General features: G+C 67.5%; 22 protein-coding genes. 5 read left to right on the forward strand and 17 right to left on the reverse strand.

Annotated elements, in window-relative coordinates; genetic code table 11:
* Positions 1 to 53 precede the first annotated feature (53 nt).
* Both BLU38_RS13085 and BLU38_RS13090 read left to right on the forward strand, forming a co-directional pair.
* Positions 54 to 728: a hypothetical protein gene (locus BLU38_RS13085; RefSeq protein ID WP_091525432.1), complete on the forward strand. Its 675-nt coding sequence runs from the start codon at positions 54 to 56 to the stop codon at positions 726 to 728.
* Between the two features lie 92 nt (positions 729 to 820).
* Positions 821 to 1,504, forward strand: coding sequence for a type III secretion system chaperone family protein (locus BLU38_RS13090; protein WP_157683438.1), 684 nt, complete (start codon positions 821 to 823; stop codon positions 1,502 to 1,504).
* Between the two features lie 51 nt (positions 1,505 to 1,555).
* Here BLU38_RS13090 and BLU38_RS13095 read toward each other — a convergent pair whose 3' ends face one another.
* The 8 genes from BLU38_RS13095 to BLU38_RS13130 form a co-directional block, all read right to left on the reverse strand.
* The gene (locus tag BLU38_RS13095) at positions 1,556 to 2,272 is read right to left on the reverse strand and encodes a VOC family protein (protein ID WP_091525436.1); all 717 of its coding nucleotides are present in this window, start codon (positions 2,270 to 2,272) and stop codon (positions 1,556 to 1,558) included.
* A gap of 30 nt (positions 2,273 to 2,302) precedes the next feature.
* On the reverse strand, positions 2,303 to 5,251 hold the full coding sequence (locus BLU38_RS13100) for a glycosyl hydrolase (RefSeq protein ID WP_091525438.1): 2,949 nt from the start codon (positions 5,249 to 5,251) through the stop codon (positions 2,303 to 2,305).
* A 132-nt stretch (positions 5,252 to 5,383) separates the two neighbouring features.
* Positions 5,384 to 5,899, reverse strand: a complete 516-nt coding sequence (locus tag BLU38_RS13105) for a ferritin (RefSeq protein ID WP_091525440.1) — start codon at positions 5,897 to 5,899, stop codon at positions 5,384 to 5,386.
* 57 nt (positions 5,900 to 5,956) lie between these two features.
* Positions 5,957 to 6,556 (reverse strand): type 1 glutamine amidotransferase domain-containing protein, encoded by a 600-nt coding sequence (locus BLU38_RS13110; RefSeq protein ID WP_091525442.1) that lies wholly within the window; start codon positions 6,554 to 6,556, stop codon positions 5,957 to 5,959.
* Between the two features lie 112 nt (positions 6,557 to 6,668).
* On the reverse strand, positions 6,669 to 8,207 hold the full coding sequence (locus BLU38_RS13115) for an FMN-binding glutamate synthase family protein (protein WP_091525444.1): 1,539 nt from the start codon (positions 8,205 to 8,207) through the stop codon (positions 6,669 to 6,671).
* Positions 8,208 to 8,367: 160 nt separating this feature from the next.
* Complete coding sequence (locus BLU38_RS13120; RefSeq protein ID WP_231920322.1) at positions 8,368 to 9,768, reverse strand: sulfatase family protein; 1,401 nt, start codon at positions 9,766 to 9,768, stop codon at positions 8,368 to 8,370.
* A gap of 24 nt (positions 9,769 to 9,792) precedes the next feature.
* Positions 9,793 to 11,334, reverse strand: a complete 1,542-nt coding sequence (locus BLU38_RS13125) for an ABC transporter substrate-binding protein (RefSeq protein ID WP_091525446.1) — start codon at positions 11,332 to 11,334, stop codon at positions 9,793 to 9,795.
* 13 nt (positions 11,335 to 11,347) lie between these two features.
* On the reverse strand, positions 11,348 to 12,370 hold the full coding sequence (locus BLU38_RS13130; protein WP_091525448.1) for a LacI family DNA-binding transcriptional regulator: 1,023 nt from the start codon (positions 12,368 to 12,370) through the stop codon (positions 11,348 to 11,350).
* 83 nt (positions 12,371 to 12,453) lie between these two features.
* Here BLU38_RS13130 and BLU38_RS13135 point away from each other — a divergent pair, with 83 nt between their 5' ends.
* A complete protein-coding gene (locus BLU38_RS13135; protein WP_197680102.1) occupies positions 12,454 to 13,434 on the forward strand; it encodes a carbohydrate ABC transporter permease in 981 nt (326 codons plus the stop codon).
* Positions 13,435 to 13,479: 45 nt separating this feature from the next.
* On the forward strand, positions 13,480 to 14,385 hold the full coding sequence (locus BLU38_RS13140) for a carbohydrate ABC transporter permease (protein ID WP_091525452.1): 906 nt from the start codon (positions 13,480 to 13,482) through the stop codon (positions 14,383 to 14,385).
* 14 nt (positions 14,386 to 14,399) lie between these two features.
* Here the strand turns inward: BLU38_RS13140 and BLU38_RS13145 are convergent, their stop codons facing one another.
* Entirely contained in the window at positions 14,400 to 15,092 is a 693-nt protein-coding gene (locus tag BLU38_RS13145; protein ID WP_197680103.1) for a FadR/GntR family transcriptional regulator, read from the reverse strand.
* 209 nt (positions 15,093 to 15,301) lie between these two features.
* On the opposite strand from BLU38_RS13145, the gene BLU38_RS13150 reads away from it, so the two are divergent.
* Entirely contained in the window at positions 15,302 to 16,795 is a 1,494-nt protein-coding gene (locus BLU38_RS13150) for an MFS transporter (protein ID WP_091525454.1), read from the forward strand.
* A 228-nt stretch (positions 16,796 to 17,023) separates the two neighbouring features.
* Here BLU38_RS13150 and BLU38_RS13155 read toward each other — a convergent pair whose 3' ends face one another.
* From BLU38_RS13155 to BLU38_RS13190, 8 genes are all read right to left on the reverse strand, one after another.
* On the reverse strand, positions 17,024 to 17,701 hold the full coding sequence (locus BLU38_RS13155; RefSeq protein WP_197680104.1) for an N-acetylmannosamine-6-phosphate 2-epimerase: 678 nt from the start codon (positions 17,699 to 17,701) through the stop codon (positions 17,024 to 17,026).
* Positions 17,698 to 18,621, reverse strand: a complete 924-nt coding sequence (locus tag BLU38_RS13160) for an ROK family protein (RefSeq protein ID WP_091525457.1) — start codon at positions 18,619 to 18,621, stop codon at positions 17,698 to 17,700. Before BLU38_RS13160 ends, BLU38_RS13155 begins: the two co-directional genes overlap by 4 nt.
* Before the next feature lie 4 nt (positions 18,622 to 18,625).
* The gene (locus BLU38_RS13165; RefSeq protein ID WP_091525460.1) at positions 18,626 to 19,561 is read right to left on the reverse strand and encodes a dihydrodipicolinate synthase family protein; all 936 of its coding nucleotides are present in this window, start codon (positions 19,559 to 19,561) and stop codon (positions 18,626 to 18,628) included.
* Between the two features lie 163 nt (positions 19,562 to 19,724).
* Positions 19,725 to 20,174, reverse strand: coding sequence for a 50S ribosomal protein L9 (gene rplI / locus BLU38_RS13170; protein WP_091525461.1), 450 nt, complete (start codon positions 20,172 to 20,174; stop codon positions 19,725 to 19,727).
* A 21-nt stretch (positions 20,175 to 20,195) separates the two neighbouring features.
* A complete protein-coding gene (gene rpsR / locus BLU38_RS13175; protein ID WP_091525463.1) occupies positions 20,196 to 20,432 on the reverse strand; it encodes a 30S ribosomal protein S18 in 237 nt (78 codons plus the stop codon).
* Between the two features lie 106 nt (positions 20,433 to 20,538).
* Entirely contained in the window at positions 20,539 to 21,147 is a 609-nt protein-coding gene (locus tag BLU38_RS13180) for a single-stranded DNA-binding protein (RefSeq protein ID WP_091525465.1), read from the reverse strand.
* Between the two features lie 180 nt (positions 21,148 to 21,327).
* Complete coding sequence (gene rpsF / locus BLU38_RS13185; protein WP_091525467.1) at positions 21,328 to 21,618, reverse strand: 30S ribosomal protein S6; 291 nt, start codon at positions 21,616 to 21,618, stop codon at positions 21,328 to 21,330.
* Positions 21,619 to 21,781: 163 nt separating this feature from the next.
* Entirely contained in the window at positions 21,782 to 23,932 is a 2,151-nt protein-coding gene (locus BLU38_RS13190) for a DUF4185 domain-containing protein (RefSeq protein WP_091525469.1), read from the reverse strand.
* Between the last annotated feature and the right edge of the window lie 82 nt (positions 23,933 to 24,014).

Here is a 24,014-nt window from a genome sequence, read left to right on the forward strand (position 1 = left end):
TCGGTCGGATCGGCCGGTGTGCTGACCGGCCGAGGTGTTGGGAAGAGGTTGCTGTGGAGAACGTCGGGGTGCTGACCCTTGTGCTGTTTGTCGTCATCATCGCGATCGGCGTCGCGCTCGGGTTCCTGACCAGGCGTCGGCGTCGGCAACGGCAGCAGGAGGTGGGCCGGTTCGCTGCGAGCCGCGGCTGGCAGTTCATCGACCGGGATGACTCCTATTCCCATCGCTGGCAGGGCAAACCCTTCGCCAGCCGGGGGATGGCGCACAACATCATCATCGGCCAGCACCGCGGACGCAGCTTCTGCACCTTCGCCTATCACTACACGACGACGTCACACACCGGGCAGGTGAACACCACCCAGAGCCACGACTTCGTGATCTTCGCGATCGCGCTCCCGGCGCCGGTTCCCGAGTTCAGCGTCGAGGCCGAGGGCATCTTCGGCGGCAAGGTCGCCGAAGCGCTCGGCTTCGAACGGATCGACAGCGGCGACCCGGATTTCGACAACACCTTCAAGGTCAAGTCCGACAATCCCCGCTTCGGTGCGCTGCTACTGCAACCGCCACTGCTGCAGATGCTGAAATCGACCGGGCCATGGGACTGGCGCCTCACCGGACAAGACATGCTCAGCTACCAGAAGGGCCACCTCGCGCCGGAGCTGGTGCAACCCCGGCTGGACCTGATGTGCGACGTCCTGGATCGGATCCCGAACGACGCCTGGCGGCGCTGACTCCGTTGCGGGTGCGGTCCCGCACGATGATCGCGTTGACGGTTCGGTGCACTACGCTGACCGACCCGAAGCCGAGGCAACAGGAGATCGAGATGGAACAGATCGGAATCGCCGTCTTCGTGGTCGTGTTCGTCGCGGTGATCGGGCTCTGGTTTGCGGCACGCTACGTCAAGCAGCGGCGGCAGGAACAACGACAGCAGGCAGTCCAACAGTTCGCCGCCGGTCGAGGGTGGCAGTTCATCGGCGAGGACGAGTCGTATGCCAGCCGGTGGACAGGCAAGCCCTTCACCGGTTGGGGAGGAACCGCACGCAACATCGTGGTCGGGCAGCACCGTGGGCGTAACGTCTGCAGCTTCGAGTATCACTACTCGACGGTCTCCACGTCGGGTGGGACCACCAGGAGGCACAACCACGACTTCTCGATCTTCGTCGTCCAGCTGCCGGCGCCCGTCCCCGCGTTCAGCGTCGAGGGCGAGGGCATCTTCGGCGGCAAGGTCGCCGAGGCACTCGGCTTCGAACGGGTGGACAGCGGGGACCCGGATTTCGACAACGACTTCAAGGTCAAGTCTGACGATGCCCGCTTCGGTGCCCTGGTGTTGCAGCAGCCGCTGCTGCAGATGCTGAAGGCGACCGGGCCGTGGGACTGGCGCTTCACCGGGCCGGACATGCTCAGCTACGAGAACGGATTCCTCAAGCCGGAACTGGTGCAGCCCCGGTTGGACCTGATGTGCGATGTCCTGGACCGGATCCCGAGCGACGTCTGGCAGCACCGGTGATCGTGCCGCGCGGCACCGACGGTCGGCTGCTGGCTGCGGCCCTTTCGTCGTTCAGTCCGGCCGTCGACCGGTGATGCAGTAGGTCCCGATCGGTCCGTCCATCACCGTCCACTGCGGAAAGCGGCGGACGAGGTCGGAGCCCGCCCGTTGATGACGAGCGATCTCGGCCTGTCGATCGTCGGTCGCCCAGTCCAGGTGGGCACGGACCGGACCGGCACTGTCGTCGCGGCGCTGCAGCAGCAGCTTCACCGGGAGCGGCGGCTGCTGCAGTCGGGTGAACTCACCGCCGACCGGCCGCAGCGGCCAGCCGGTGATCGCTGCCCAGAACGCGATCTCCCTCTGCCAGCGGTCGGCCGGGATGTCCAAACAGACCTGATCCAGGATGGCGCTGTGACCGTCCGGCCACCGGCTGGTGGTCGGCCGCCGGGAAGCGGCCTGCTCGACGAAGCAGAACACGTAGCCGCCGGGTGAGCGAAGCACCTGATATCCCTTGTCCGCCAGCAGTTCGGCGCCCTCGGACCGGGCACCGTCGGCGGCCGCACGGGCATCGTCGACGTGCAGGTCGAGGTGGATCCGGGCCGGCCCGTCGGCCAGCCGCTGCACCCGCAGGAAGTCATCGCCGTCCGGCGGCAGCAGCGACGCGAACTCATGACCCACGCCACGAGTGTCCGACAACTGCCAGCCGGTCAGCCGTTGCAGGTGGGCGACCGCCGGCCGGTACGCCGCGGCCGGGTAATCGGCAAACGCTGTCAACCAGAACGGACTCACCCCCGCCACGCTACGCCCAGGGACCTGAGATCAGGATTCGCAGACGAGCCGAACCGGGCCGAGCAGACCGTGCGGCTGCGGCACCGTGTGCTGCATCCTCGGCGAGCGGCCGCCGAGTTGGGCGGCGACGTCGGGGATGGAGTCGTAGTAGCCACGCGCCAGCAGTCGATTGTTCAACGAGCTGGCGGTCCGGACCATGATCGAATTGATCCCGAGGCGGAGCCGATCGGTGACATCGACGACCGGACGGGAGGTGTCGAAGCCGACCGGGTCGCCGCCGTTGATGCGGACCGACCCCAGGCCGCCCGCGGTGCTGCCGAGGTCGAGCAGATAGCGTTCACCGGGCTCAGGCAGTCGGTCCAATGCTACCGACGTCCGATACTCCCCGACCCCGGAGACGTCGGGTCCGATCCCGGGCATGTCCTTCCAGGCAAGGAGTCCTGGAGTCGGCGCGTCGATCCGCGTGACAGCAGTCCTCGGGCGCACCTCCCGCGATTGATAGCCCAGCCCGCGGTCCTCGGTGATCAACTCCGGTTCACCGGCGTCCCAGCTCTCGACGGCGACGGTCCAGTCGGCCAGCTCGACGACCGGCTGCCGGGAGGCCGGCGTCGACGACCGCGCAGTAGCGGAGCAGTCCACCGTGAACAGCGCCGTCTCGCCCGGCGCCAGCTCAACCGTCAACACCGTACGTCCGCCGTCGAACCGCACGCCGCGATGGTGCCGGACGGCGCCGGTCCACGGGTCGATCCGGTACGCCGTCCCACGGCCGGCGAGCGTGATCTCCACGGTCGTCGGTGCCCCAGTCTCGTACAGGAAGTGGTAGGCGTACAGCTGCAGCAGGTCACCGTCCTGCCGCAGATGGGTCAACACGTTGCGATTGTCTGCGGCGAACTCGGCACGTCCGGTCACCCCGAGCCCGCGCAGTGCGGCCAGTGTCTCCGACGGATCCGCTGCCTCGGCAACGGTCGGCTGAGCGAGCAGCGCGGCCATCGCCTCAGCCAGTTCGCCGTCCCGGCCGTCCAGCCCCGGCGTCCCGGTCGCAGCCCGAGGATGGGCCGTGTACTCCGCCGACATCAGCAGCTTCAGCTCGGCCGCGCCGTGCACGACGAGGATCCGGCAGCCCTGCCGTGCCCACTGCAACAGCCGGGCTGCGACGTCGGCATCGAGTTGACTCTGAAAGATGATCAAGGCCTGATAGCCGGGCCCGTCCGGTTGGACGACACCGTCGGCGAACCGGACATCGTCGCGCAGCAACAGCGAGCCGTCGAAGAACTCGTAGCTCCAACCGGCGTCCTGCATACCCAGATCCGACCACCAATGGTTCTGGCGGTCACGCATCCACCACCGGCCGTACGCGTCCTCGTCGGGGATCCTGTTGCCGTCGGCGTCGAAGAAGACGAGTCCGGACATGTTGTCGGTGAAGTGATCGGTTCGCAGGATACCGACGTCGATTCGCGGTTTCCCCTGCCGCAGCAGGCATTGTTGGCGCCCGAGGGCCGCGGTCCAGAGCGGATAGAACTCGGCGGCCGGCTGCCGGGTGTCGAAGCGTTCGGAGAACAGCGGGAGCATCCCCTCGTGCCCGGGCCATTCGGTGACACCGTCGGCTCCGGCAGTGCTGGCCCAGCCGTGCAGCACCGTCTTGGTGATCCCGGCCGCCAGTTGAGTGGCGATGATCTGATCGTAGAAACGGTGGTCGAGCATGTGGTTGCGGGTGGTCGCCCCAGTCTCCGACGAGTACTGCTTGCCGAACAGGTGTGCCGGCCCGGCGAGCAACCGGTAGGCGTCGATCTGAGCCGCGAACTCCAGCGACTCGGTCTCGATCCCGTCCACCTCCGGCCCCGGTCGGGTCAGCTCGAACGGCAGCCCGTAGCTGATCTCCGATCGCAGGCCCATCCCGACACTGTGCAGGAAGGCGGCGAACGGCCGCAGCATGTTCTCGATGTACAGATCTGTCAGGGTCCGGACGTAGTCGTAACGCACCTTCTGCACGTCACGACGTTGATCATCGAGCGGTTCATGGTGATACTGCGTTGCCGGCGCCATCAGGTCCACATCCCTGGTCAGGAAGGGCAACCAGCGCGCGATGTCATAGCCGCGTCGGTTCCGGAACTCCTCGGCCACGGTCCGACCCCAGAACAGTCCGCCGGCGCCGTAGGTGAACAACTCCAGCGAATCCATGTACATCTGGGTCCGCGGATTGCGATCGATCTGCTCGCGCAACTGCGGCGTGAGCACCTGCGTCTGCCAGTAGTCGATCACCGCTTCGGCGCCGTCCGGGTCGAGGTAGTTGACGGTGTAGTTGACCGACGCCGAGGGCGAAGCGGTCTGCCCCGTCCCGTGCATCCAGTAGCTGAACAGCCGCCACCGACCGCCGCCGGTGGGCGCCGTCCAATCCAACGTCTCGTCGCGGACCTGACCTGTCAACACCATCGCGGACTCGGCATCCAGCACGGCGCCCCGGGCGGGCTGATCGACAATCCGGATCGCGACGACCGCGACCAGGCTCTGACCGGTCACCGTCGCCCGATGGCCCGGGATCACACTCTGTTCGACCGGCGCTTGCAGATCGACCCGCGGCAGCGCGCCGGTGCGTGACCCGCCGGCCGGCAGGTCCTCGGCGACCACATCCAGTTCCTGCGCCGCCGCCGGATGCTCGGGGTCGATGGTCGGCAGGTTGGCATTCGACCAGTTGGTACCGGAGGTGAAGCTGACCGCCATCCCGCGCCGGGTCGTCTCCTCGACCACGATCTGGGAGTCGTGCACCCACTCCTCGGCACCCCAGCCGTACCGCTCATGATCGACATCGCCCTCGTCCATCGCGAGGAACTCCATGCCACCGAAACCGAGCCGATGCGCCGCATCGATCTCGTGGCGCAGGGTCTGGTCGGTGTGCAGTCCCTCGGCCAGCCACCACCTGACCTCGGGGCGGTACTCGATCGGCGGATCCTTGATCAACTTCGCCAGCTCGTCGATCGACATGCCGCTCCTCTTCGAACGTGATCATGCGAGCCCGGATGGGCTGAAACGTTCCAAACAGGCTACGACGAGACCCCGCGCCCGTCAACAGGCGTGCCGGGGCGGGGTCTTCAGAGGATCAGGATCCGCAGCGGATCAGGCGCCGGCTTCGGTTGTCGCGGTCGGGCGCTGGGCGAGGTCCTCGTCCAGCCGCAGCAGGCCGGGGCCGTCGTCGCCGGTGAGCTCGATCCGGCCGATGATCTCCCCGACGGTCGCCTCCTCCTCGATCTGCTCGCTGAGGAACCAGTTCAGCAACGGGCGGGAGTCAAGATCACCATCGGACTCGGCCGCGCGGACCAGATCGCGGATCGCCGCCGACACCCGCTGCTCGTGGGCCAGCGCCGCCTCGAACGCTGCCTGCATCGAGTCGGCGGCCACCTTCGGCGCCTCGATCCCGCCGATCCGCGGATGGTTGTCCCGGTCGGCCAGATGATCGATGAACTTGTTGGCGTGCACGATCTCCTCGTCGGCCTGATGCCGCAGCCACGCCGCGGCGCCGGACAGATCCTGCACCTCCATCTCGATCGCCAGCTGGCGGTACACCAGCGATGCCTCGAACTCCAGGGTGATCTGGTTGTTGAACTTCTGTTCGAGTTCGTTGCTCATCTGCATGGTGCCGGCTGCCTTTCGTCGACGGGTCGTAGACGTCGATCAAACCACACCGGCGCCTCACCTGCCGGCGTCGGCTCCGTTCTGCAGCTCGTGCAGGATCGCGTCGTTGAAATCGTCCAGGTCGCCCGGGTTGCGAGACGTGATCAACACCCACCCGTCGGCCGGGCAGCGATAGACCGAGGTGTCCAGCCAGGTCGCTCCGGCATTGGCCAGATCGAGCGACAGGCTCTCGTAGGAGGTCAGTGTCTTTCCCGCGGCCAATCCGGCGTCGATCAGGATCCACGGTGCGTGGCAGATGGCGGCGATCGGCTTCGGGGAGTCGGCGAAGGCACGCAACAGTTTGCGGGCGTGTTCGTTGCCGCGCAGCGTATCGGCGTTGACGGTGCCGCCCGGTACGACGACGATGTCGAACTCGTCGGCAACGACGTCCTCCAGCGCTGCGTCGGGCTGTACCGTCGATGCCCGATCCTTGTCGCCGGTCACCGTCTGGATCGTGCTGCCGCCGACCGCCGCGATCGTCACCTGGACACCGGCTTCGCGCAGTGCGTCGACCGGTCGGGTGAGTTCGGCTTCCTCGACGCCGAAGTCGGTGCAGATCACGACCGCCGTCCGGCCACGGGCCGTGGCGTTGTCACCGCCGGTGCTCTGGGTTGTCATCGTCTTGCTCCGTTCGACGGGTACAGGTCGGACGGGCACCGCGCGTTCCGCACCATGCCCTGATCGACCGGTACCCGTCGCAGCGGTCGGTAACCAGTCCGATGCGCCGACCTCAGCGGCCGACGGCCGGGCTGCCGAACCGGTCGGGTGAGGCGTCCTGCCAGTCCACCGACCAGCTCGGTCGGGCACCGGCCAGCAGTTCCCCCGGCTGCAACCACTCGTACAGTTCCGCGTACGAGGCGTTCTCCACCTCGCTGACGTTGCGGCGCAGCAGCCGCGGGTTCAGTTCTTCGGGAGAGCCGGCGCCGAGCGAGGCCATCATCTTGACCGCTTCGGCGACGGTCGCTTGCTGGTAGCGATGCACCCGTTCGCTCTTGTCGGCGACGTCCAGCGCGCGGGACCGCCGCGGATTCTGGGTGGCGACCCCGACCGGGCACCGATCGGTGTGGCAGCGCAACGATTGGATGCAGCCGATCGCCATCATCATCGCGCGGGCCGAGTTGGTGAAGTCCGCCCCCTGGATCAGCCGCTTGACGATGTCGTTGCCGGCGGCCACCTTGCCGCTGGCGCCGAGCTTGATCCGATCCCGCAGACCGCTGCCGACCAGCGCGTTGTGGACCAGCATCAGTCCGTCGGTGAGCGGCATCCCGACATGATCTTCGTATTCCAACGGTGCTGCCGCGGTGCCGCCCTCGGAGCCGTCGACGATGATGAAGTCCGGCGTCGTCCCGACCTGCAGCATCGCCTTGCAGATCGCCAACACGTCGGTCCGACTGCCGACGCAGAGCTTGAACCCGGCCGGCTTGCCGCCGGACAGCTCCCGCATCCGGGCGATGAACTCGATCAGCTCGACGGGGGTGGAAAAGACGCTGTGGCCGGGCGGGCTGACACACTTCTCACCCTCCGGTACCCCGCGGATGGCGGCGATCTCGGCGCTCACCTTGGCGGCCGGCAGCACCCCACCGATGCCCGGCTTGGCGCCCTGCGACAGCTTCAGCGAGGTCGCCTTCACCTGATCATGACTGCTGTTCTCGACGAACTTCGCCGGGTCGAAGTTGCCGTCGCTGGTCCGCGTCGAGAAGTAGCCGGAGCCGATCTCCCAGATCAGGTCGCCGCCGTTCTCCAGGTGGTACGGCGTCAACCCACCTTCGCCGGTGTCGTGGGCGAACCCGCCCAGCGCCGCACCCTTGTTCAGCGCTCGGATCGCGTTGGCCGACAGCGCGCCGAAGCTCATCGCCGAGACGTTCAACAGCGCCATGCTGTACGGCCGGCTGCAGTCCGGTCCACCGATCACCACCCGCGGCGGCTCCGCCGGCGGCTCGAGCGGGGCGATCGAGTGCACCAGGTATTCATAACCCGCCAGGTTGACGTCCCGCTCGGTGCCGAACGCCTGTTCCCCGTGGATGCCCTTGGCCCGTTCGTAGATGGTGTCGCGGATCTCCCGATCGAACGGCCGACCTTCGGTGTTGCTTTCGATGAAGTACTGCTGGATCTCCGGTCGGATCCCCTCCAGCAGGTAGCGCAGATGTCCGACGAGCGGGTAGTTCCGCAGCACCGAATGCTGACGCTGCAACAGATCCCAGGCAGCCACCGCCGCCAGCGCACCGGCCGCTCCGGCCGCGACCCCGGCGGTCCGCTCCCGCTTGCTCATCCGTGCTCCCCTTCGCCGTCGACAGCTCCCGCCGAGCCTAGTGTCGACCGCGGTCCTCGGTCCGCCGCCCCATTCCCGCACCAGCTACGTACCCCCGCACCCGGTGCACAGGGTGCGGGAAGACGTAACTGGTGCGGGAAAGAGGGGTGCCAGGTTCGGATCAGGCGATCGGGTCGGTCTGGCCGAGGCCGGTCACCTCGAGCTTGCTGCCGTCGCGAGCGGGATCGGCGTACCGGTCGAACCAGTCGGTCAGCTCGCCTGCCAGTGCTGTGACGGTTGCGGCGTGCGTTTCCTCGGCGACCAGGTTGGTCCGTTCGCCGGGGTCGGTGATCAGGTCGTACAGCTCGTCGGGTTCGTCGCCGCGACGGGCGACGTACTTCCACTCCCGGGTCCGCAGCATCCGGCTGGCGCCGTACTCGTCGAAGACGACGACTCGTTCGGTCGGCCGTTCGCTGCCGTCCAGCAGGTCACCGAAACTGCGTCCCGGACCGGCGCCCAACCCGTCAGCCGGCAGCCCGGCCAGCTGCAGCAGGGTGGGTGCGACGTCGTACCCACTGAGCAGGTCGTCGCGGACCTGAACCGGGATGTGGCCGGGCCGGCTGATGATCGCGGGGACCCGCACTGCCTCGTCGTACATGTTCAGCGGATAGGTGCCGTTGCCCTTGCCCCAGATGCCGTGCTGGCCGCAGCTGTACCCGTTGTCGCCGACGAAGATGATCACCGTGTTCGAGCGCAGCTGTTGCTCCTCCAGTGCCGCCACGATCCGGCCGATCTGGTGATCCATCGCGGTGATCGCGGCGAAGTAGCCGATCAATGACTGGCGCACGTCGGGCTCGCGGCCGATCGGCCAACCGCCGTCGGTGTAGCGGGTCCACGGATGATCATCTTCCTGTGGACAGCTGTCGAAGGCGCAGTCCTGGTAGAGCCGGGTGAACTCCTCGGGGTGATTGTCCTTCCACGGTGCGTGCGGTGCGGTGAAGTTGACGCTCAACCAGAACGGGTCCGGTCGCCCCGCCTCGGCGGTGATGAACCCGATTGCGTCGTCGGCGATCGCCTCGGTCAGATAGCCGGGCTGCTCGGTCAGCTCGCCGTCGCGGACCACCGGTGCGTCGTAGTAGGGGCCGCCACCGGTCTGGTGGGCGTACCAGTGCACGAAGCCCTTCCGTGGTTGGTCATTGGCGCCCAGATGCCACTTGCCGGAGAGCCCGCACCGATAGCCGTCCTCGGACAGCCGATCGGTGATGATCGGCTGGTCGTGGAGGTAGTCGACGCCGTCCGCTCCGACGTGCCGGCCACTGATCCAGTCGTGGACGCCGTGCCGCGACGGCGGCTGCCCGGTGAGCAGCGTCGCCCGAGCCGGCGAGCAGACCGGCGAGGTGCAGTAGAAGTTGCTGAACCTGGTCCCGGACGCCGCCAATGCGTCCAGCTGCGGCGTGTGGATCTCGGTGTTGCCGGCCGCGCCCAGCGCCCAGGCACCTTGATCATCGGCGATGATCATCACGATGTTGGGTCGGTCCACGTGCCTGCTCGCCATCTCCGCCGTACTTTCCTGGTTGGTCATCGTCAGATCGGTCGATCCGACGGATCAGTAGTGCTCAGCACCGTAGTCCACGGTCGGATCCCAGTCCGGGAACCGCCAGTCGTCCCGCGAGACCTCGGCGCCCTTCTTGCGGGCGGTGGCGATCGCCTCGTCCAACGCCTTCTCGGATTGATCATCGAGCTTGCGGAGGGCCTTTCCGGCATCGCTGATCTGCCCGGTCAGCACTCCCTGGACGACGTCGCTCAGCGACGGTTTCACCGGCTTCAGTGCCAGTTGGACCTGATCGGTCTGCGGGTTGCGGAGCTGCGGGCTGGGTCCGAGCCGGAGCAGATCGTCGTAGATCCCGAACGACACCTTGTCCTGCGGACGGAGGTCGGCGGACGCACGTGCTGTGGCCAACGCCTTCTCCGACCAGGCGGGGTCCGCAGAACCGTCGCTGAGTGCCCAGGTCGTCTGCCCGGCGTCGGTGCCGAGGTAGTGCAGCAGGTCGCCGACCACGGCCTGGTGACTCTTCGGGCTCTTGGCATAGGCGACGTACGGGTTGCCACCGCCCGGCGAGTAGCTGATCAGCCCACGGGGCTGCGTTTCGGGTGCCGGCGGGCGGGCCACTCCGTAGCTGAACCCGGGCGCCTGCTCGGCCCAGACCGAGTAGTTCCAGGCTCCGTTGAAGATCATGCCGCCGTTGCCCTGCGGCATCCGTGCTCTCGCCTCCTGCTCGGTGAGCGAGGCCCATCCGGGGAAGAAGCTGCCGTCGGCCTTCATCGCGAGCAGCAGATCCAACGCATCGCCGAGATGATCGTTCTTGGCGTTGTACGTGCCGGTCCGGTAGTCGAGGCCGACGCCGCGGGCGCCGGCGAGCTGGGCGATCGTGGTGGCGAGCCCGGACAGCATCGGCGCGGCGATCATCAGGCCGTAGTAGTTACCGGCTCCACGCTGGGTGATCTTGCGGGCGGCGTTGCGTACATCGTCCCAGGTCAGCGCCTGCCGGGACGGATCGACATCGATGGCACGGAAGTACTCGGTGTTGTAGATCATCAGGTTGCCCAGCACCCGGTTGGTGCTGGCCGGCAGACCGTACATCTTTCCGTTGAACTCGTTGATGCCGGGAACCACGACGCCGAACGGGAAGTTGTCTCGCCAGGCGGTGAAGTCGGGGACGATGTCGTCCAGCGCCGCGACCTCCCCGGCAGCCACCAACTGCGGCAGCGGTATCGCGCTGATGAAGATGTCGTCGGCGTTGCCGTTGCGGATCTGCAGGGGCAGCACCTCGGCGATCTTGTCATTCGGGAGCTCGTCGTACTCGATCGTCAGCTGGGGATGCTGTCGGTGATAGGCCGGCACCAGACGCTTGAAGTAGTTGCTCTTGGCTCCGGGCCCGCCGCTCAGCCAGCGGATCGAGACCTTCTCCTTGGGCAGCACGGCTCCGCTGTCGGGCAGGGTCAGTGCCGCGGCCGAGGACTGGCTCTGCGGGCTGGTGAATCGCACCGTGCAGCCCGCCGTGAGCAGGCCGGCGGCGGCACCGAGCACGGCGCGGCGGCTCGGTCGGTGATGATCAGCGGATGCGGCGTGGGGGTTCAGGAAGGGCATGCAGGTTCCTTTGTCAGGCGGATCTGCGAACGAACAATGAGGTGTCGACCTCGACCACCTGATCGGAGACAGGGGCCGATCCGGCCAGCTCGCCGATGACCAACTCGACCGCCCGCTGCGCCACTTCGGTCAGCGGCCAGTCGACGGTGGTCAGCGTCGGGTCGAGTTGCTCGGCGATCGGGAAGTTGCCGAAACCGGCGATCCGGATGTCGTCGGGGACGGCCAGCGCTGCCTCTCGGCACGCCTGCAGCGCCCCGGCGGCGAGATGATCATTGCCGGCGAAGATCGTCGTCGGCCGTCGCCTGCCGGCGAGCAGCCGTCGCATCGCCGACCGGCCGTCCTCCGAGCTCCACCCGTCAGCACTCAGATGATCGACCCGCCCGTCGAAATGTGCCCGCAACGTCGCGTATCGGGGTGACTCGGGGTAGCCGGAGCCGGGCCCGTCGAGCACCTGCACCGACCGGCATCCGACCGAGGCCAGGTGAGCGGCGAGAGCCGCCATCCCTGGCTGGTGTCGGGGACGGACGACACACAGCTCCTCCGCCTCCGCAGATGTCTCGGCCGGATCGACCCAGACCAACGGGATGCCGCGCCGTTCTGCCGCCGCTGCGATGCTCGCCCGCTGGTTGCCGTACTGAGCAACCAGGCCACCGATGTCGGCCGTGCGCAGTTGCTGATCAAGATCCTCTGCACCGGCGTCGGTCATCAACAGGATGAAGTGGCCGGACTGCCGCGCGGCATCGACCGCCGACAGCATCAGGTCGGAGAACACCGGCGCGTGCGGGCCACCCTGCGGTCGGTTCAAGATCAACCCGACCGTCGTACTGCGCCGGGTACTGAGGGCCCGGGCGGTCGCGTTCGGCGTGTAGTTCAGGGCGGCGGCGGCGTCCTTGATCCGTTGCACGGTCGCCGCCGCCAGGCCGACGTCGGAGGCCTGCCCGTTGAGCGCCACCGAGACCGTGGCCGGGGAGACTCCGGCCCGGGCCGCGACATCAGCTCGGGTCGCACCCTTGCGCCTGGTCCGTGATTGCGCCATGCTGATCAATCTAACCTAACGCGGGTTAGATAACAAGGTTCGGACTTCGAATCAGATTTCGGTCCGACCAGGGAAGGATGGAGATGCCAGCATCGACGCTGCCCGCGTCCGTCATGGAGCGGCGAGCCACCCCATCCCTGTGGGCGAGAATGGGCCGTGCCCGCTGGTGCTACTTCTTCGCCGCGCCGGCCCTGATCCTCGCCGCCCTGTTCACCTTCTATCCGACCGTGATGTCGTGGTACTACTCGTTGCTGGACTGGAACGGATTCACCGCCGACTCCCAGTTCGTCGGCCTGGCGAACTATCGCCGGCTGATCGGCGATCAGTATTTCTGGAGTGCCTTCGGCCGTTCGTTCCTGTTCGTCGCCGTCGCCGTTCCGATCCGGATGTTCCTGTCCCTGGTCGTCGCCATCCTGCTCAACAACGAGTCGTTCAAGATCGCGCCGGTCTACCGGACGATGTTCTTCCTGCCGGTTGTCACCAGCGCCGCGGTGGTCGGCGTGGTGATGTCCTCGGTGATGAGCCCGTTCCACGGTCCGATCAACACACTGCTGTCCCAGTTGCACCTGATCTCGAAGCCGATCGACTTTCTCGGTGATCCGCACACAGCGCTGTGGTCGGTGATCGCGGTCCAGATCTGGAAGGACTTCGGGATCACCATGATCTATTGGCTGGCAGCACTGCAGACCGTTCCGCGGAGCACCTACGAGGCGGCGCGGACGGACGGAGCCGGGCGGGTCGCCGTCTTCACCCAGATCACGGTTCCGCTGCTGCTGCCGTTCGCCGCGATCATCCTGCTGCTGACCGCCAACAACACCTTGCACGTCTTCGCGATCGTCCAGTCGATGACCGCCGGCGGACCGTATTTCTCCAGCCAGGTGATCGAGACCTACATCTACCAGACGGCGTTCGCCCCGTCCGATCCCGACATCGCACCGCAACTCGGCTACGCGTCCGCGGCCGGCTGCTTCTTCGGCCTGGCCACCATGATCATCGCCGTGTTGCAGGTCTGGGTCGGTCGCGCGATCGGCGTCCGGCGCTCAACCAGCAGCCCCACACGATGACCATGATCAACACCTCCCCGGCCGAACCGTGAGGACCAAGATCCGATGACGACGACACTCGCCGAACATGACCGGCCGACGGCTCTTTCGCAGCCTTCCGAACCGCACCTGCGTCGACGCAGCCGGCGACTCGGCCGGATCCGCCTGGCCGTCCTCGGCCTTGTCCTGCTGCCGATCACCCTGGCCTGGGTCTATCCGTTCGTCTGGATGGTCTCCGCCTCGGTGAAGGACAACTCCGAGATCTTCGCAGGTCTGAATCCGTTCACCTCGGTCGTTCGCCTGGACAACTACGTCAGGGCCTGGCAGCAGGCGCACGTCGGGCAGTACTTCCTGAACACCGTGCTGGTGACCGCCGGATCCATCGTGATCACCTTGTTCGCCGTCTCCACCATCGGCTACGTCCTCGGTCGCTACCGCTTTCCCGGCAAGACGATCATCATCGGATTGTTTGCGGCTGCGGTGTTCCTGCCGGAGGGCTACACGATCATTCCGATCTTCGACCTGCTCAAGTCGCTGCACCTGTCGTCGTCACTGGTCGGCCTGACGCTGGCGGAGTCCGGCGGTGCACACGTGATCGCGATCCTGCTGTTCACCGCCTATTTCCGCCAGCTGCCCGCCGAGCTGGAAGAATCGGCCAAGGTCGACGGAGCCGGCTTCGTCCGGACATTCCTGATGATCTATCTGCCGCTTGCCAAGCCGGTGATCGCCACGGTGACGATCCTGCAGTTCATGCATGCCTGGAACGATTTCCTGCTGCCGCTGGTGATGACCTTGTCCCGGCCGGAGCTGCGTACCTTGTCGGTCGGGATCTATGCGTTCCAGGGAGACAACTTCACCGACTGGTCAGGGATGGCGGCTGCGGCGACGATCAGTCTGCTGCCGATCATCGTCCTGTTCCTGGTGCTGCAGCGCTACTTCGTCGAAGGCATCGCCGGCGCAGTCAAGCAGTAGCGCGACAGTGACGATCAGGCGGTGCTGCCGTCGCCAACGGGAGCCGAGGAGAACCCGGCCCTGCTGTCGTCCAGTCGCGCGTAGATGCCGTCGAAGTGCGCGTGCATCGCCTGCTCGGCCTCCTGCCGATCGTGGGCGGTGAGGGCACGTACGATCCGGCGATGTGCTGCCACGGAGTCCTGGCCGTGCTGCACCACCTCGGCGAGTTGATCATGGGCCTCGTTGTAGGCCTCCCAGAAGACGTCGACGAGCTGGCCGATCAACGGGTTGTCGACCCGGTTGTAGAGCAGTCGATGGAAGCGTCGATCGGCGTCGGCGGACGTCTCCGGATCGCCGATCAGATCACAGAGCCGGTCCAGCTCGGTGCGGTCCTCCTCGCTCAGCACCTCGGCGACCTCACCGATCGCGCTGGTCTCGAGGATCTCCCGGATCCGGGCCAGGTTGCGAAGCGCGTCCAGGCCTTCGGGGCCGGCGACCAGGGTGCGGAAGACCAAGGTCGGTGCGAGCGCCTGCAGCGACGGCGAGGCGACGAATGTTCCGTGGCCGTGCCGGATGTCGACGATGCCCCAGGCGCGGAGCTCGCGGATCGCCTCCCGGACCGTGTTGCGAGACAGTCGCAGCCGGTCGATCAGATCCCGTTCGGTGGGCATCGCATCCCCGGGATGCAGCCCGAGTTCGCGGATGATCCCGACGATCTGCTGCGCCACCGGTTCACGTGTCGGACCAAGACTCACCTGCCGCCGCCCTTTCTCGCCCGTCGCCCGATGTCGCGAGCCGTCGTCTGCTCGCCGTGCGCCGGGAGCTCCGCTGTGTGTTCTTCGACGCAGCCGTTGCAACCGCGCGGCCCCGATGTTAGCGTCACGCTGGACGTCCAACGTCCAACGTTTGATTTGACCATGAGAGCAGAGGGGCACGCATGGCTGCAACGCCGACACCGAAGTCCGGTCCGTTCTACCGCGACATCTCCCGGCAGCAGTGGAAGCAGTTCATCGCGTCCTGGCTGGGCTATCTGCTGGACGGCTTCGACTTCGTCCTGATCACCCTGGTGCTCACCGAGATCAGCCGCGACCTGCAGCTGAGCACCGTGCAGGGTGCCTCGTTGATCTCGGCGGCGTTCATCAGCCGCTGGTTCGGCGGGCTGGCGCTCGGCGCGCTGGGTGACAGATTCGGCCGTAAGAGCGCGATGATCACCAGCATCGTGCTGTTCTCGCTCGGCTCGGCGGTCTGCGCGATCGCACCGTCCTACGGCGTGCTGTTCGCGGCCCGGTTGGTGATCGGCCTGGGGATGGCCGGCGAGTACGGCGCCAGCTCCACCTACGTGATCGAGTCCTGGCCGGCCCACCTGCGCAACAAGGCCAGCGGCTTTCTGATTTCCGGCTACTCGATCGGCACCATCATCGCCGCCCAGGTGTACCGCTTCGTGGTGCCCGAGTTCGGCTGGCGGGCGTTGTTTGCGATCGGTCTGGTCCCGATCGCGATCACGATCTGGCTGCGGCGGTCGCTGCCGGAGTCCGCCGACTGGCGCGAGGCGCAGAACGCCACGAAGGACAGCTCGGTCGCCCCGAACGTCTTCGGCGTGCTCTTCAACGGACGCCTGCGGGTGATCAACATCGTCACGGCCGTGCTGGCGATCGTCACCCTCGGGCTGATCTTCGGCCAGCTGATCCGGCATCCGGCACTGCTGGTGCTCGGCGCAGTGCTGGTCGGTGCGATCTTCGTTTCCTACATCGTGCAGTTCTCCCAGCGTCGCTGGCCCGCCGTGCTGGCCGTGACGATCACCGTGTTTGCCGCCTTCCTCTACTCCTGGCCGATCCAGTCGTTGCTGCCGACCTATCTGAGCACCGACCTGCACTACGACCCGGCGCACGTCAGCAACGCGCTGTTCTTCGCCGGCTTCGGTGCCGCGGTCGGCTGTTGGGTCGCCGGCTTCACCGGCGACTGGCTGGGCACCCGCCGCGCGTACGTGATCAGCTTGATCATCTCCGAGATCCTGGTATTCCCGATGTTTGCCGTCGGCGGCGCATCGCTGCTCCTGTTGGGCCTACTGCTGTTCGTCCAGCAGGTCTTCGGTCAGGGCATCTCCGGCCTGCTGCCGAAGTGGATCGGCGGCTTCTTCACCACCGAACAGCGGGCGGCCGGGCTCGGCTTCACCTACAACGTGGGCGCGCTGGGCGGTGCCGTCGCACCCGTCCTCGGCGCCACCCTGGCCGGCCCGTTCTCCTCACTCGGCACGGCGCTGGCGGTGATCTCGTTCTCGCTCACCGCGGTGGTGATCTTGTTGATGGCGTTCAACGTGCCGGCCCGGGTGCAGAAGTTGATCCACCCGGACGCCTCCTGGGCCGGCGACTTCGCCCGGCAGGGCGGACTCTCGCTGTCCGACCAAGATCAACAACTCGCCCCCGGTCGCTGACCCGACCCGCTTGCCGGCGGCCGTTCCGCCCATCATCCACCTGCGCGGCCCAAAGCTGCGCGACCCGCCATCGGCCGTTTCGCGGCACCAGATGCCGTATCGCCCCGAGGGCAGCTCGGCCGACTGGCGATACCGCAACACGAACTGCCAAATCGCCCCCAGGGCAGCAGAACCGAGGGCGATACCGCAACACGAGCTACCAAATCGCCCCGAGCGGCCCGGGAGGGATCAGCGGCTGATCGAGGCGGCGAACCAGCCGGTGATGGTGGCCGGGTGGGTGATGGCGGTGCCGACCACGACCGCGTACGCACCGGCGTCGCGACAGGCGGCGGCCTGCGCGGGGGTGTGGATCCGGCCTTCGGCGAAGACCGGCAGGTCGACGGTGGCGGCCAACTCGGCCAGCACCTCCAGGTCCGGTCCGTCGGCCTTGGGGCGTTCGTCGGTGTAACCGCACAGCGTCGTACTCAGGCAGTCGACCCCGGCCTCGGCCGCGGCCAGCCCGTCGGCGACGCTGCCGATGTCGGCCATCAGCAGCGCGTCGGACTGCTCCCGGAAGCCTCGTACGGTGTCGGCCAGCGTCAGCCCATCGGGCCGGGGACGGCGAGTGCCGTCGACGGCGACGATCTCGGCGCCGGCGTTGGCCACGACGACCGCATGCGCCAGGGTCGGGGTGATGAAGACGCCCTCCGACCCGACCTTCCACAGTCCGATCTGCGGCACCGGTACGCGTTCGTGGATCAGGCTGATGTCGGCGATCCCCTGGGCACGGATGCCGACCGCACCGCCCCGGACCGCCGACTCGGCGACCTGCGCCATCGTCTCTGGGTGGCGCATCGGCTCGCCGGGATAGGCCTGGCAGGACGTGATCAGGCCGCCGCGGAGGCGCTGCAGGACGTCGAGTGTCACTGGACTTCCTCTCCGGACAGACACCACAGTGCCGCACCGACCATCGCCGAGCCGACATCGAGCTGTGACGGCACGATCGGGCACTGCTCGACCACCGGAATCATGCCCGACCGGGCCTGGTCGACGATCCGGTCGGTCCAGGACCGGTCGGCGAAGGCGAGTCCGCCGGCCAGCACCACCAGATCGGGATCGAGGGCATTGATCAGGCCGGCCGTTGCCGCGCCGATCGCTGTGGCCGCCTCGTCCAGGACGGTCCGTGCCGCAATGTCACCCGCGGCCGCCGCCGCGAAGACGTCACGGGTGTCGGTGAGTTCCGGTCCGTCGCCGAGCCGGTCCCGGCAGCGGGCCAGGATCGCCGGGCCGGAAGCGACCGCCTCCAGGTGACCGCTGCGTCCGCAGGGGCAGGGCAGGCCGGCGGCCTCGGCGACCGGCAGGTGGCCGAAGTGTCCGGCCGCGCCGTGCCGACCACGATCCACCCGACCGGCATCGACCAGCGCGCCCCCGATGCCGGTACCGAGCGCCAGCAACAACATCCGGTTCGCGCCGGCTCCGGCGCCGAGCCGGGCTTCGGCGACAGCGTGGGCGTGCACATCGTTCAGCACTCGCACCGGCAGCCCGAGCCTTCGCCGGACGCCACCGCGCAGATCGGTGCCGACCCAATCGGCCAGCGACGACGTCGCCGAGCTGACGGTCCCGGAGTCCGGGTCGATCACCCCGGCCGACCCGATCCCGCAACCGACCACGCGATCGGGTGACCGGTCCAGCAGGGATTCCGCCGTCGTGCAGGCGACGTCGAGGATCGCCGAGGATCCTTCGCGGGCCGGCGTCGGGACCGTCGTCCGATCCAGGATCCGGCCGTCGGACCGGACCAGTCCGGCGGCGATCTTGGTGCCGCCGATATCGATTCCGAGGGCGATCATCGGCTCAGAGCAGGCCGGCCACTTCGAGCCGGGTCCGGACCCGGGCGATCTCGTCGACGTTCAGCGGCAGGTACGGATCGGCGGTCCGCGCACAGTCGATCACACCGCGGAGCTGGAGGGCCGCCTTGAACGCGCCGAGCGCCGAGGACGCCGCCCCCATCCGGCCCGGATCGGCGGCGTTGACCAGACCGAACAGCTCGTACAGCCGGTCCTGTTCGGCCCGGGCGGCGACCAGGTCACCCTTCTGCACCAGCTCCCAGAGCCGTACGTAGCCGTCCGGGTCGACGTTGCCGAGCCCGGGGACGGCGCCCTGTGCTCCGAAGGCGAGCGCGTTGTCGGTGGTCAGCTCGGACCCGGTGAGGACGACGAACCGATCGGCGATCGGGCGCGACGCGAGTACCAGCCCGCGCATCCCGGCGTCGTCGCCGCTGCTGTCCTTGACCCCGGCGAGCACGCCGTCGGCGCCGAGTCGGGCGAGCATCGCCGGGTCGAACTTGGTGTGCACCGCGACCGGGATGTCGTAGGCGATGATCGGCAGCGAGGAGGCAGCGGCGAGCAGCCGGAAGTGCTGCTCGATCTCGGCCGGATGGGTGCGGGTGTAGAACGGCGCGGTGACCACGATCTGGTCAGCGCCGAGTTCCTCGGCCTGGCGCAGGTGCGGAATCACCCGCGGGGTGGTGGTGTCGATGACGCCGGCCACCACGGGCACCTGATGGGCCGCGGTGCGGACGACGGTGTCGATCACCTGACCGCGTTGATCGTCGCGGAGGAAGGCGACCTCACCGGTCGATCCGAGCACGAACAATCCGTGCACCCCGGCGGCCAGCAGATACTCGGTCAGCCGCACCAGCGAATCGGTGTCCACCTCGCCGTCGGCGGTCAGTGGCGTGCTCAGCGGCGGGACGATCCCGCCCAGGTTGACAGATCCTGCGGTGGACACAGTGCGTTCCTTCGAGTTCGGGTGGCCGCGACGGCGACGGATGGTGCTCCGCAGCCTACAAGTCTAGACATTGGACGTCCAACGTTTCCTCGGATCCGGCGAAACGCCAAGGGCGGCTCCCCCGAGGGGGAACCGCCCAAGCTGGTCGTGAATGCGCCCTTGATCAGGCGTCGGCGACCACGGTGATGCCGATGTGGGCGCTCACCGCGTCGTGCAGCCGGACGCCGACGGTGTGCTCACCGAGGGCGCGGATCGGCTTGCCGATCTGGATGGCGCGCTTGTCGACGGCCGGGCCACCGGCCTTCTTGATCGCGCCGACGATCAGCGACGGGGTCACCGAGCCGAAGAGCTTGCCGTCCTGCGATGCCCGGACGGGCACCTGGACGTCGACGCCCTCGAGCTGCTGGCGAACCTCCTGGGCGTGCTCGACGCCACGGATCTCCCGGGCGTCCCGCGCCCGCTTGATGCCCTCGATCTGCTTCTCGCCACCCTTGGTCCAGGTGATCGCGAAGCCCCGCGGGACCAGGTAGTTGCGGCCGTAGCCGTTCTTCACCTCGACGATGTCGCCGGCGACGCCGAGATTGTCGACCGGTGCAGTCAGAATGAGCTTCATATCCTGTTTCTCCTACTCAGCTCAGCGGGCGGTCGAGGCGTACGGCAGCAACGCCATCTCACGGGCGTTCTTGATCGCGATGGCGACCTTGCGCTGCTCCTGGACGCTCAGTCCGGTCACCCGGCGGGCGCGGATCTTGCCCCGCTCGGAGATGAACTTCCGCAGCGTGGCGGTGTCCTTGTAATCGATCGGTTGGCCTGCGCGCAGCGGGTTGGCCTTCTTCTTCGGCTTGCGCTGTACGGCTGGTGCATTGGCCATTGTGGTGCTCTCCTTACTTGAGCCCGGCTCTCACCGGAATGTGCCATGTGGTGTTTGTGTGTGTTGCGAGCCCTTCGACAAGCTCAGGGCCCTTGCTGTTGCTGGATCAGAAGGGCGGTTCGTCACCGGTGTTGGTGGCCCACGGGTCGTTACCTGCCATGCCGCCGGCGTTGCCGCCGCCCTGGCCGCCACCGTTGCCGCCGGGATTGGTCGCCCACGGGTCGGAATTGCCGCCACCGTAAGAACCGCCACCGGCATTGCCACCGCCGGGTCCGCCGGCGTTACCGCCGTAGGAACCGCCGCCGGAGTTGCCGCCGTATCCGCCGCCACCGCCACGCTGACCGCCGCCACCGCTGGTGCGGGTGACCTTGGCCGTTGCGTAACGCAGCGCCGGGCCGATCTCGTCGGCGTCGATCTCGAAGACGGTACGGCGCTCACCCTCGCGGGTCTCGTAGCTCCGCGACTTGAGCCGACCCTGGACGATCACCCGCATGCCCTTCTGCAAGGACTCTGCGACGTTTTCAGCTGCCTGCCGCCAGACGGCGCAGTTGATGAACATCGCTTCGCCGTCGCGCCACTCGTTCGTCTGACGATCGAATGTCCGCGGCGTCGAGGCAACGGTGAAGTTGGCCACGGCCGCACCCGAGGGGGTGAAGCGCAGCTCCGGGTCGGCGGTCAGATTGCCGACGAGGGTGATGACGGTTTCGCCTGCCATGAATGTCTCCGGTGATCAGCGGTTGTCGGTCCGTACGCACTCTGGATGCCCGGGCACCGGTGGACACCGGCGCGGTCGGACACCACGGGGATGTCGCTTCGCAGCGACCTGGGTCCCCACTGTGCCACGGACCCCTGACGATGTCTGCTGCTTGTCCCCAGGGTCAGCTGGTGCCCAGGGTCACTGGGCGTCGGCCCGCATGACCTTCGTCCGCATGATCGACTCGTTGATGCCGAGCTGACGATCCAGCTCCTGCACCGTGGCCGGTTCGGCGGTGAGGTTGACGACCGCGTAGATGCCCTCGGGCTTCTTACGGATCTCGTAGGCCAGCCGGCGCTTGCCCCAGATGTCGACGTTCTCGACGGACCCGCCGTCGTTGGTGATCACCTTGAGGTAATTGTCGAGCGTCGGAGCGACCTGACGTTCGTCGGTGTCCGGGTCGACGATGATCATGACCTCGTACTTGCGCATACGCGAACTCCTCCTCCTCTGGTCTGTTGCGGTCATGGGACGTCCCCATGACAGGAGGGCGATGCTCGGCCCAGTGCCGGTGATCGTGGTAGGCACGATTGCAGGCGAGGTGGGCCAGCAGACAAGATTACCGACCGCGACGCCGGCACGCCAATCGGCGAGGTCAGCCGGCCGGCTGGACCTCGAGGTCGTCGATCTGCAGATACTGATCGGTGCCGTTGCCGTCGAAGCCGATGAAGGGCGTCAGGGTATCGGCCCCGTCGCGCGCGGTGACGGTCACGGTGTGCTGGGTGTAGCCGGCCGAGGCCGGGACGTCGACGGTTTTCAGCGCCGTACCGTCCGCTCCACGGACGCCGAACTCGGCTCCGGTGAGTCCGCTGGAGGACTGGGTCCAGACGCTGAACGTGTAGCTCTTGCCGGGCTGCACCGGCACCGGCTGGGAGTAGCTGCTGAATCCGGTGCCCGAGGTGCGGATCCAGCCGTTGCTGTCGCCGCTGTGTTCGAAGCCCAGCCCGCGATCAACTCCGTGGCCGGCGGTGCCCTGGTAGGTCCAGGCCGAGGTCGCGCTGCGGGACTCGAAGCCGGGGTCGGCAGGCTGCGTACGGTACGACGCCGCCAACTCGCCGGCCGAGCTGAAGGTCCGGGTGCCGCCCGGGAAGCCGATCAGTCGGACGCCGTCGGTCGGGACCGGCGCGAAGTCGATCGTGTACGAGGTGGCCTCGCCGGCACTGGGGTCCCCCGGATAGTCCGGGGTGATCGTCGCCCCGGCCACCGGTTGCCACGCGCCGTCCTCGTCCTTGACCTCCACCCGCGGCTTGGCGTTGAACCAGCCGCCGCGCTCGCTGACCGTCCCGGTGGTGTAGCGGACCCGGTTCACCGAGAGGGCCTGCGGCCAGGTGTAGCCCCACCAGCTCTCCGACTTCACCTCGTCGTCGAAGTCGTCGACGACGGTCGCCGGATCGCCGTCGGACAAGGCGTCCAGGGTGCCGGTGCGGGTCGACTTCGAGATCGGCACCGTTGCCTCATCGGCGGCCAGGTCGCTGCCGTCCGGCGGATTGTCGGCGGCATCGTCCCGGCTCGGTTCGAGCTGCAGCTTACGCAGACTGAAGTGATAGACGCTGGTGCCGGCCGGCGCGCAAGGACACACGTTGGACTGGACGTACATGCTGCGGCCGTCGGCACTGAGGAACTTGGACGGGATGGTGGTGCCGTAGCCGCCGTATTGGTCGGTGGTCCAGGGGTAGGCACCGAAATCCTTGCTGAGGAAGTGTTTCCACGGACCCCACGGGGTCGGCGACTCGTAGAACTCATAGGTCCACTCGGTCCAGGAGGTGTAGAGATAGCGGTCCAGCGCCGGGTCGTAGAGCACACCTCCCTGCCCGATCACCGAGAAGCCGGGATCGCCGTTGCTGTAGGTGTGCCGGTAGACCCGACGGTCGTCGGACAACACCGGCTGCCGCTCGGCGATGCGTTTGCTCCAGGTCGGTGATCCGTCCTCGGTGCCGGTGTAGAACCTCCAGGCCTTGCGGTCCTGCACCTTGTCCTTCGGCACTCTGGCCAGAAAAACGTCGGTCGGGTCCTCGACGGTGTCGTCGAAGGAGTCCCGCCAGTTGCCGTCCAGCCCGTAGGCGTAGACGAAGTCGTCGGGTGCGTCGGCACCACCCCGTCCGAAGTCGGCGAACCAGATCGTGGTGAAGACATGATCATCGAACATCGGCGCCGAGGTATGCCAACTCCAGCTCCGACCGCCGTCGGTCGACTTGACGATCGTCGCGGCCGGGACGTCGTTGAAGTCCAGTGCCAGATCCTGCACGGCGAGGTAGAGGGTGTCGCCGATGCAGACCATCCCGGTCGGCTTGCGGTTGTAGCCGGCGCCGCTCCAGATCGAGCTGATCTTGTCGCCGCGAGAGACCGTCCTGCCGCTCAGGTCCGACGGTCCGCCACTGATCTCGCTGACCGCGATGTCGGCGAACTCGCCGTCGGTGCTGAATCCCTTGCCGTCGCCGTTGGCGGCATACAAGTGATCGTTGTCGGCCCAGCAGTTGGCCCACAGGTCGCCGTCGCTGTCGGTGCTGACCGACTCCTTCGGCTCGATCTGGGCGGTGCCGACGAAACGACTGTCGGCCGTACTACCGGCCGACACCCCGGCTCTGCCGGTGTGACCTCGATCCGTGTCGGTTCGGTCGGTGTCGGCGTGCGCACTGGCCGCGCCGGTCACCAACAGTGCCAGTACCGTCGCCGCTGCCAACCTGAAGCGTGTCGAACCCACTGCTGCCCGGCGCATCGTCCTCGGGCCGGCACCGCCGACTGTCATGGTCGCCCCCGTCTCTCGATCCGCCGCTTTGCGAAATCGATTTCAACGCAATGTAGAGGTGCCGGCCGGTGCCGTCAAGACC

It is taken from the genome of Microlunatus soli (assembly GCF_900105385.1).
Lineage (GTDB): Bacteria > Actinomycetota > Actinomycetes > Propionibacteriales > Propionibacteriaceae > Microlunatus > Microlunatus soli.

Excerpts from the sequence above, each read along its gene's own strand:
- BLU38_RS13090 (WP_157683438.1), top strand. The coding sequence starts at position 821 with ATGGAACAGATCGGAATCGCCGTCTTCGTGGTCGTGTTCGTCGCGGTG.
- BLU38_RS13100 (WP_091525438.1), bottom strand. The coding sequence starts at position 5,251 with ATGTCGATCGACGAGCTGGCGAAGTTGATCAAGGATCCGCCGATCGAG.
- BLU38_RS13105 (WP_091525440.1), bottom strand. The coding sequence starts at position 5,899 with ATGCAGATGAGCAACGAACTCGAACAGAAGTTCAACAACCAGATCACC.
- BLU38_RS13110 (WP_091525442.1), bottom strand. The coding sequence starts at position 6,556 with ATGACAACCCAGAGCACCGGCGGTGACAACGCCACGGCCCGTGGCCGG.
- BLU38_RS13115 (WP_091525444.1), bottom strand. The coding sequence starts at position 8,207 with ATGAGCAAGCGGGAGCGGACCGCCGGGGTCGCGGCCGGAGCGGCCGGT.
- BLU38_RS13120 (WP_231920322.1), bottom strand. The coding sequence starts at position 9,768 with ATGACCAACCAGGAAAGTACGGCGGAGATGGCGAGCAGGCACGTGGAC.
- BLU38_RS13125 (WP_091525446.1), bottom strand. The coding sequence starts at position 11,334 with ATGCCCTTCCTGAACCCCCACGCCGCATCCGCTGATCATCACCGACCG.
- BLU38_RS13130 (WP_091525448.1), bottom strand. The coding sequence starts at position 12,370 with ATGGCGCAATCACGGACCAGGCGCAAGGGTGCGACCCGAGCTGATGTC.
- BLU38_RS13135 (WP_197680102.1), top strand. The coding sequence starts at position 12,454 with ATGCCAGCATCGACGCTGCCCGCGTCCGTCATGGAGCGGCGAGCCACC.
- BLU38_RS13140 (WP_091525452.1), top strand. The coding sequence starts at position 13,480 with ATGACGACGACACTCGCCGAACATGACCGGCCGACGGCTCTTTCGCAG.
- BLU38_RS13150 (WP_091525454.1), top strand. The coding sequence starts at position 15,302 with ATGGCTGCAACGCCGACACCGAAGTCCGGTCCGTTCTACCGCGACATC.
- BLU38_RS13160 (WP_091525457.1), bottom strand. The coding sequence starts at position 18,621 with ATGATCGCCCTCGGAATCGATATCGGCGGCACCAAGATCGCCGCCGGA.
- rplI (WP_091525461.1), bottom strand. The coding sequence starts at position 20,174 with ATGAAGCTCATTCTGACTGCACCGGTCGACAATCTCGGCGTCGCCGGC.
- rpsR (WP_091525463.1), bottom strand. The coding sequence starts at position 20,432 with ATGGCCAATGCACCAGCCGTACAGCGCAAGCCGAAGAAGAAGGCCAAC.
- BLU38_RS13180 (WP_091525465.1), bottom strand. The coding sequence starts at position 21,147 with ATGGCAGGCGAAACCGTCATCACCCTCGTCGGCAATCTGACCGCCGAC.
- rpsF (WP_091525467.1), bottom strand. The coding sequence starts at position 21,618 with ATGCGCAAGTACGAGGTCATGATCATCGTCGACCCGGACACCGACGAA.
- BLU38_RS13190 (WP_091525469.1), bottom strand. The coding sequence starts at position 23,932 with ATGACAGTCGGCGGTGCCGGCCCGAGGACGATGCGCCGGGCAGCAGTG.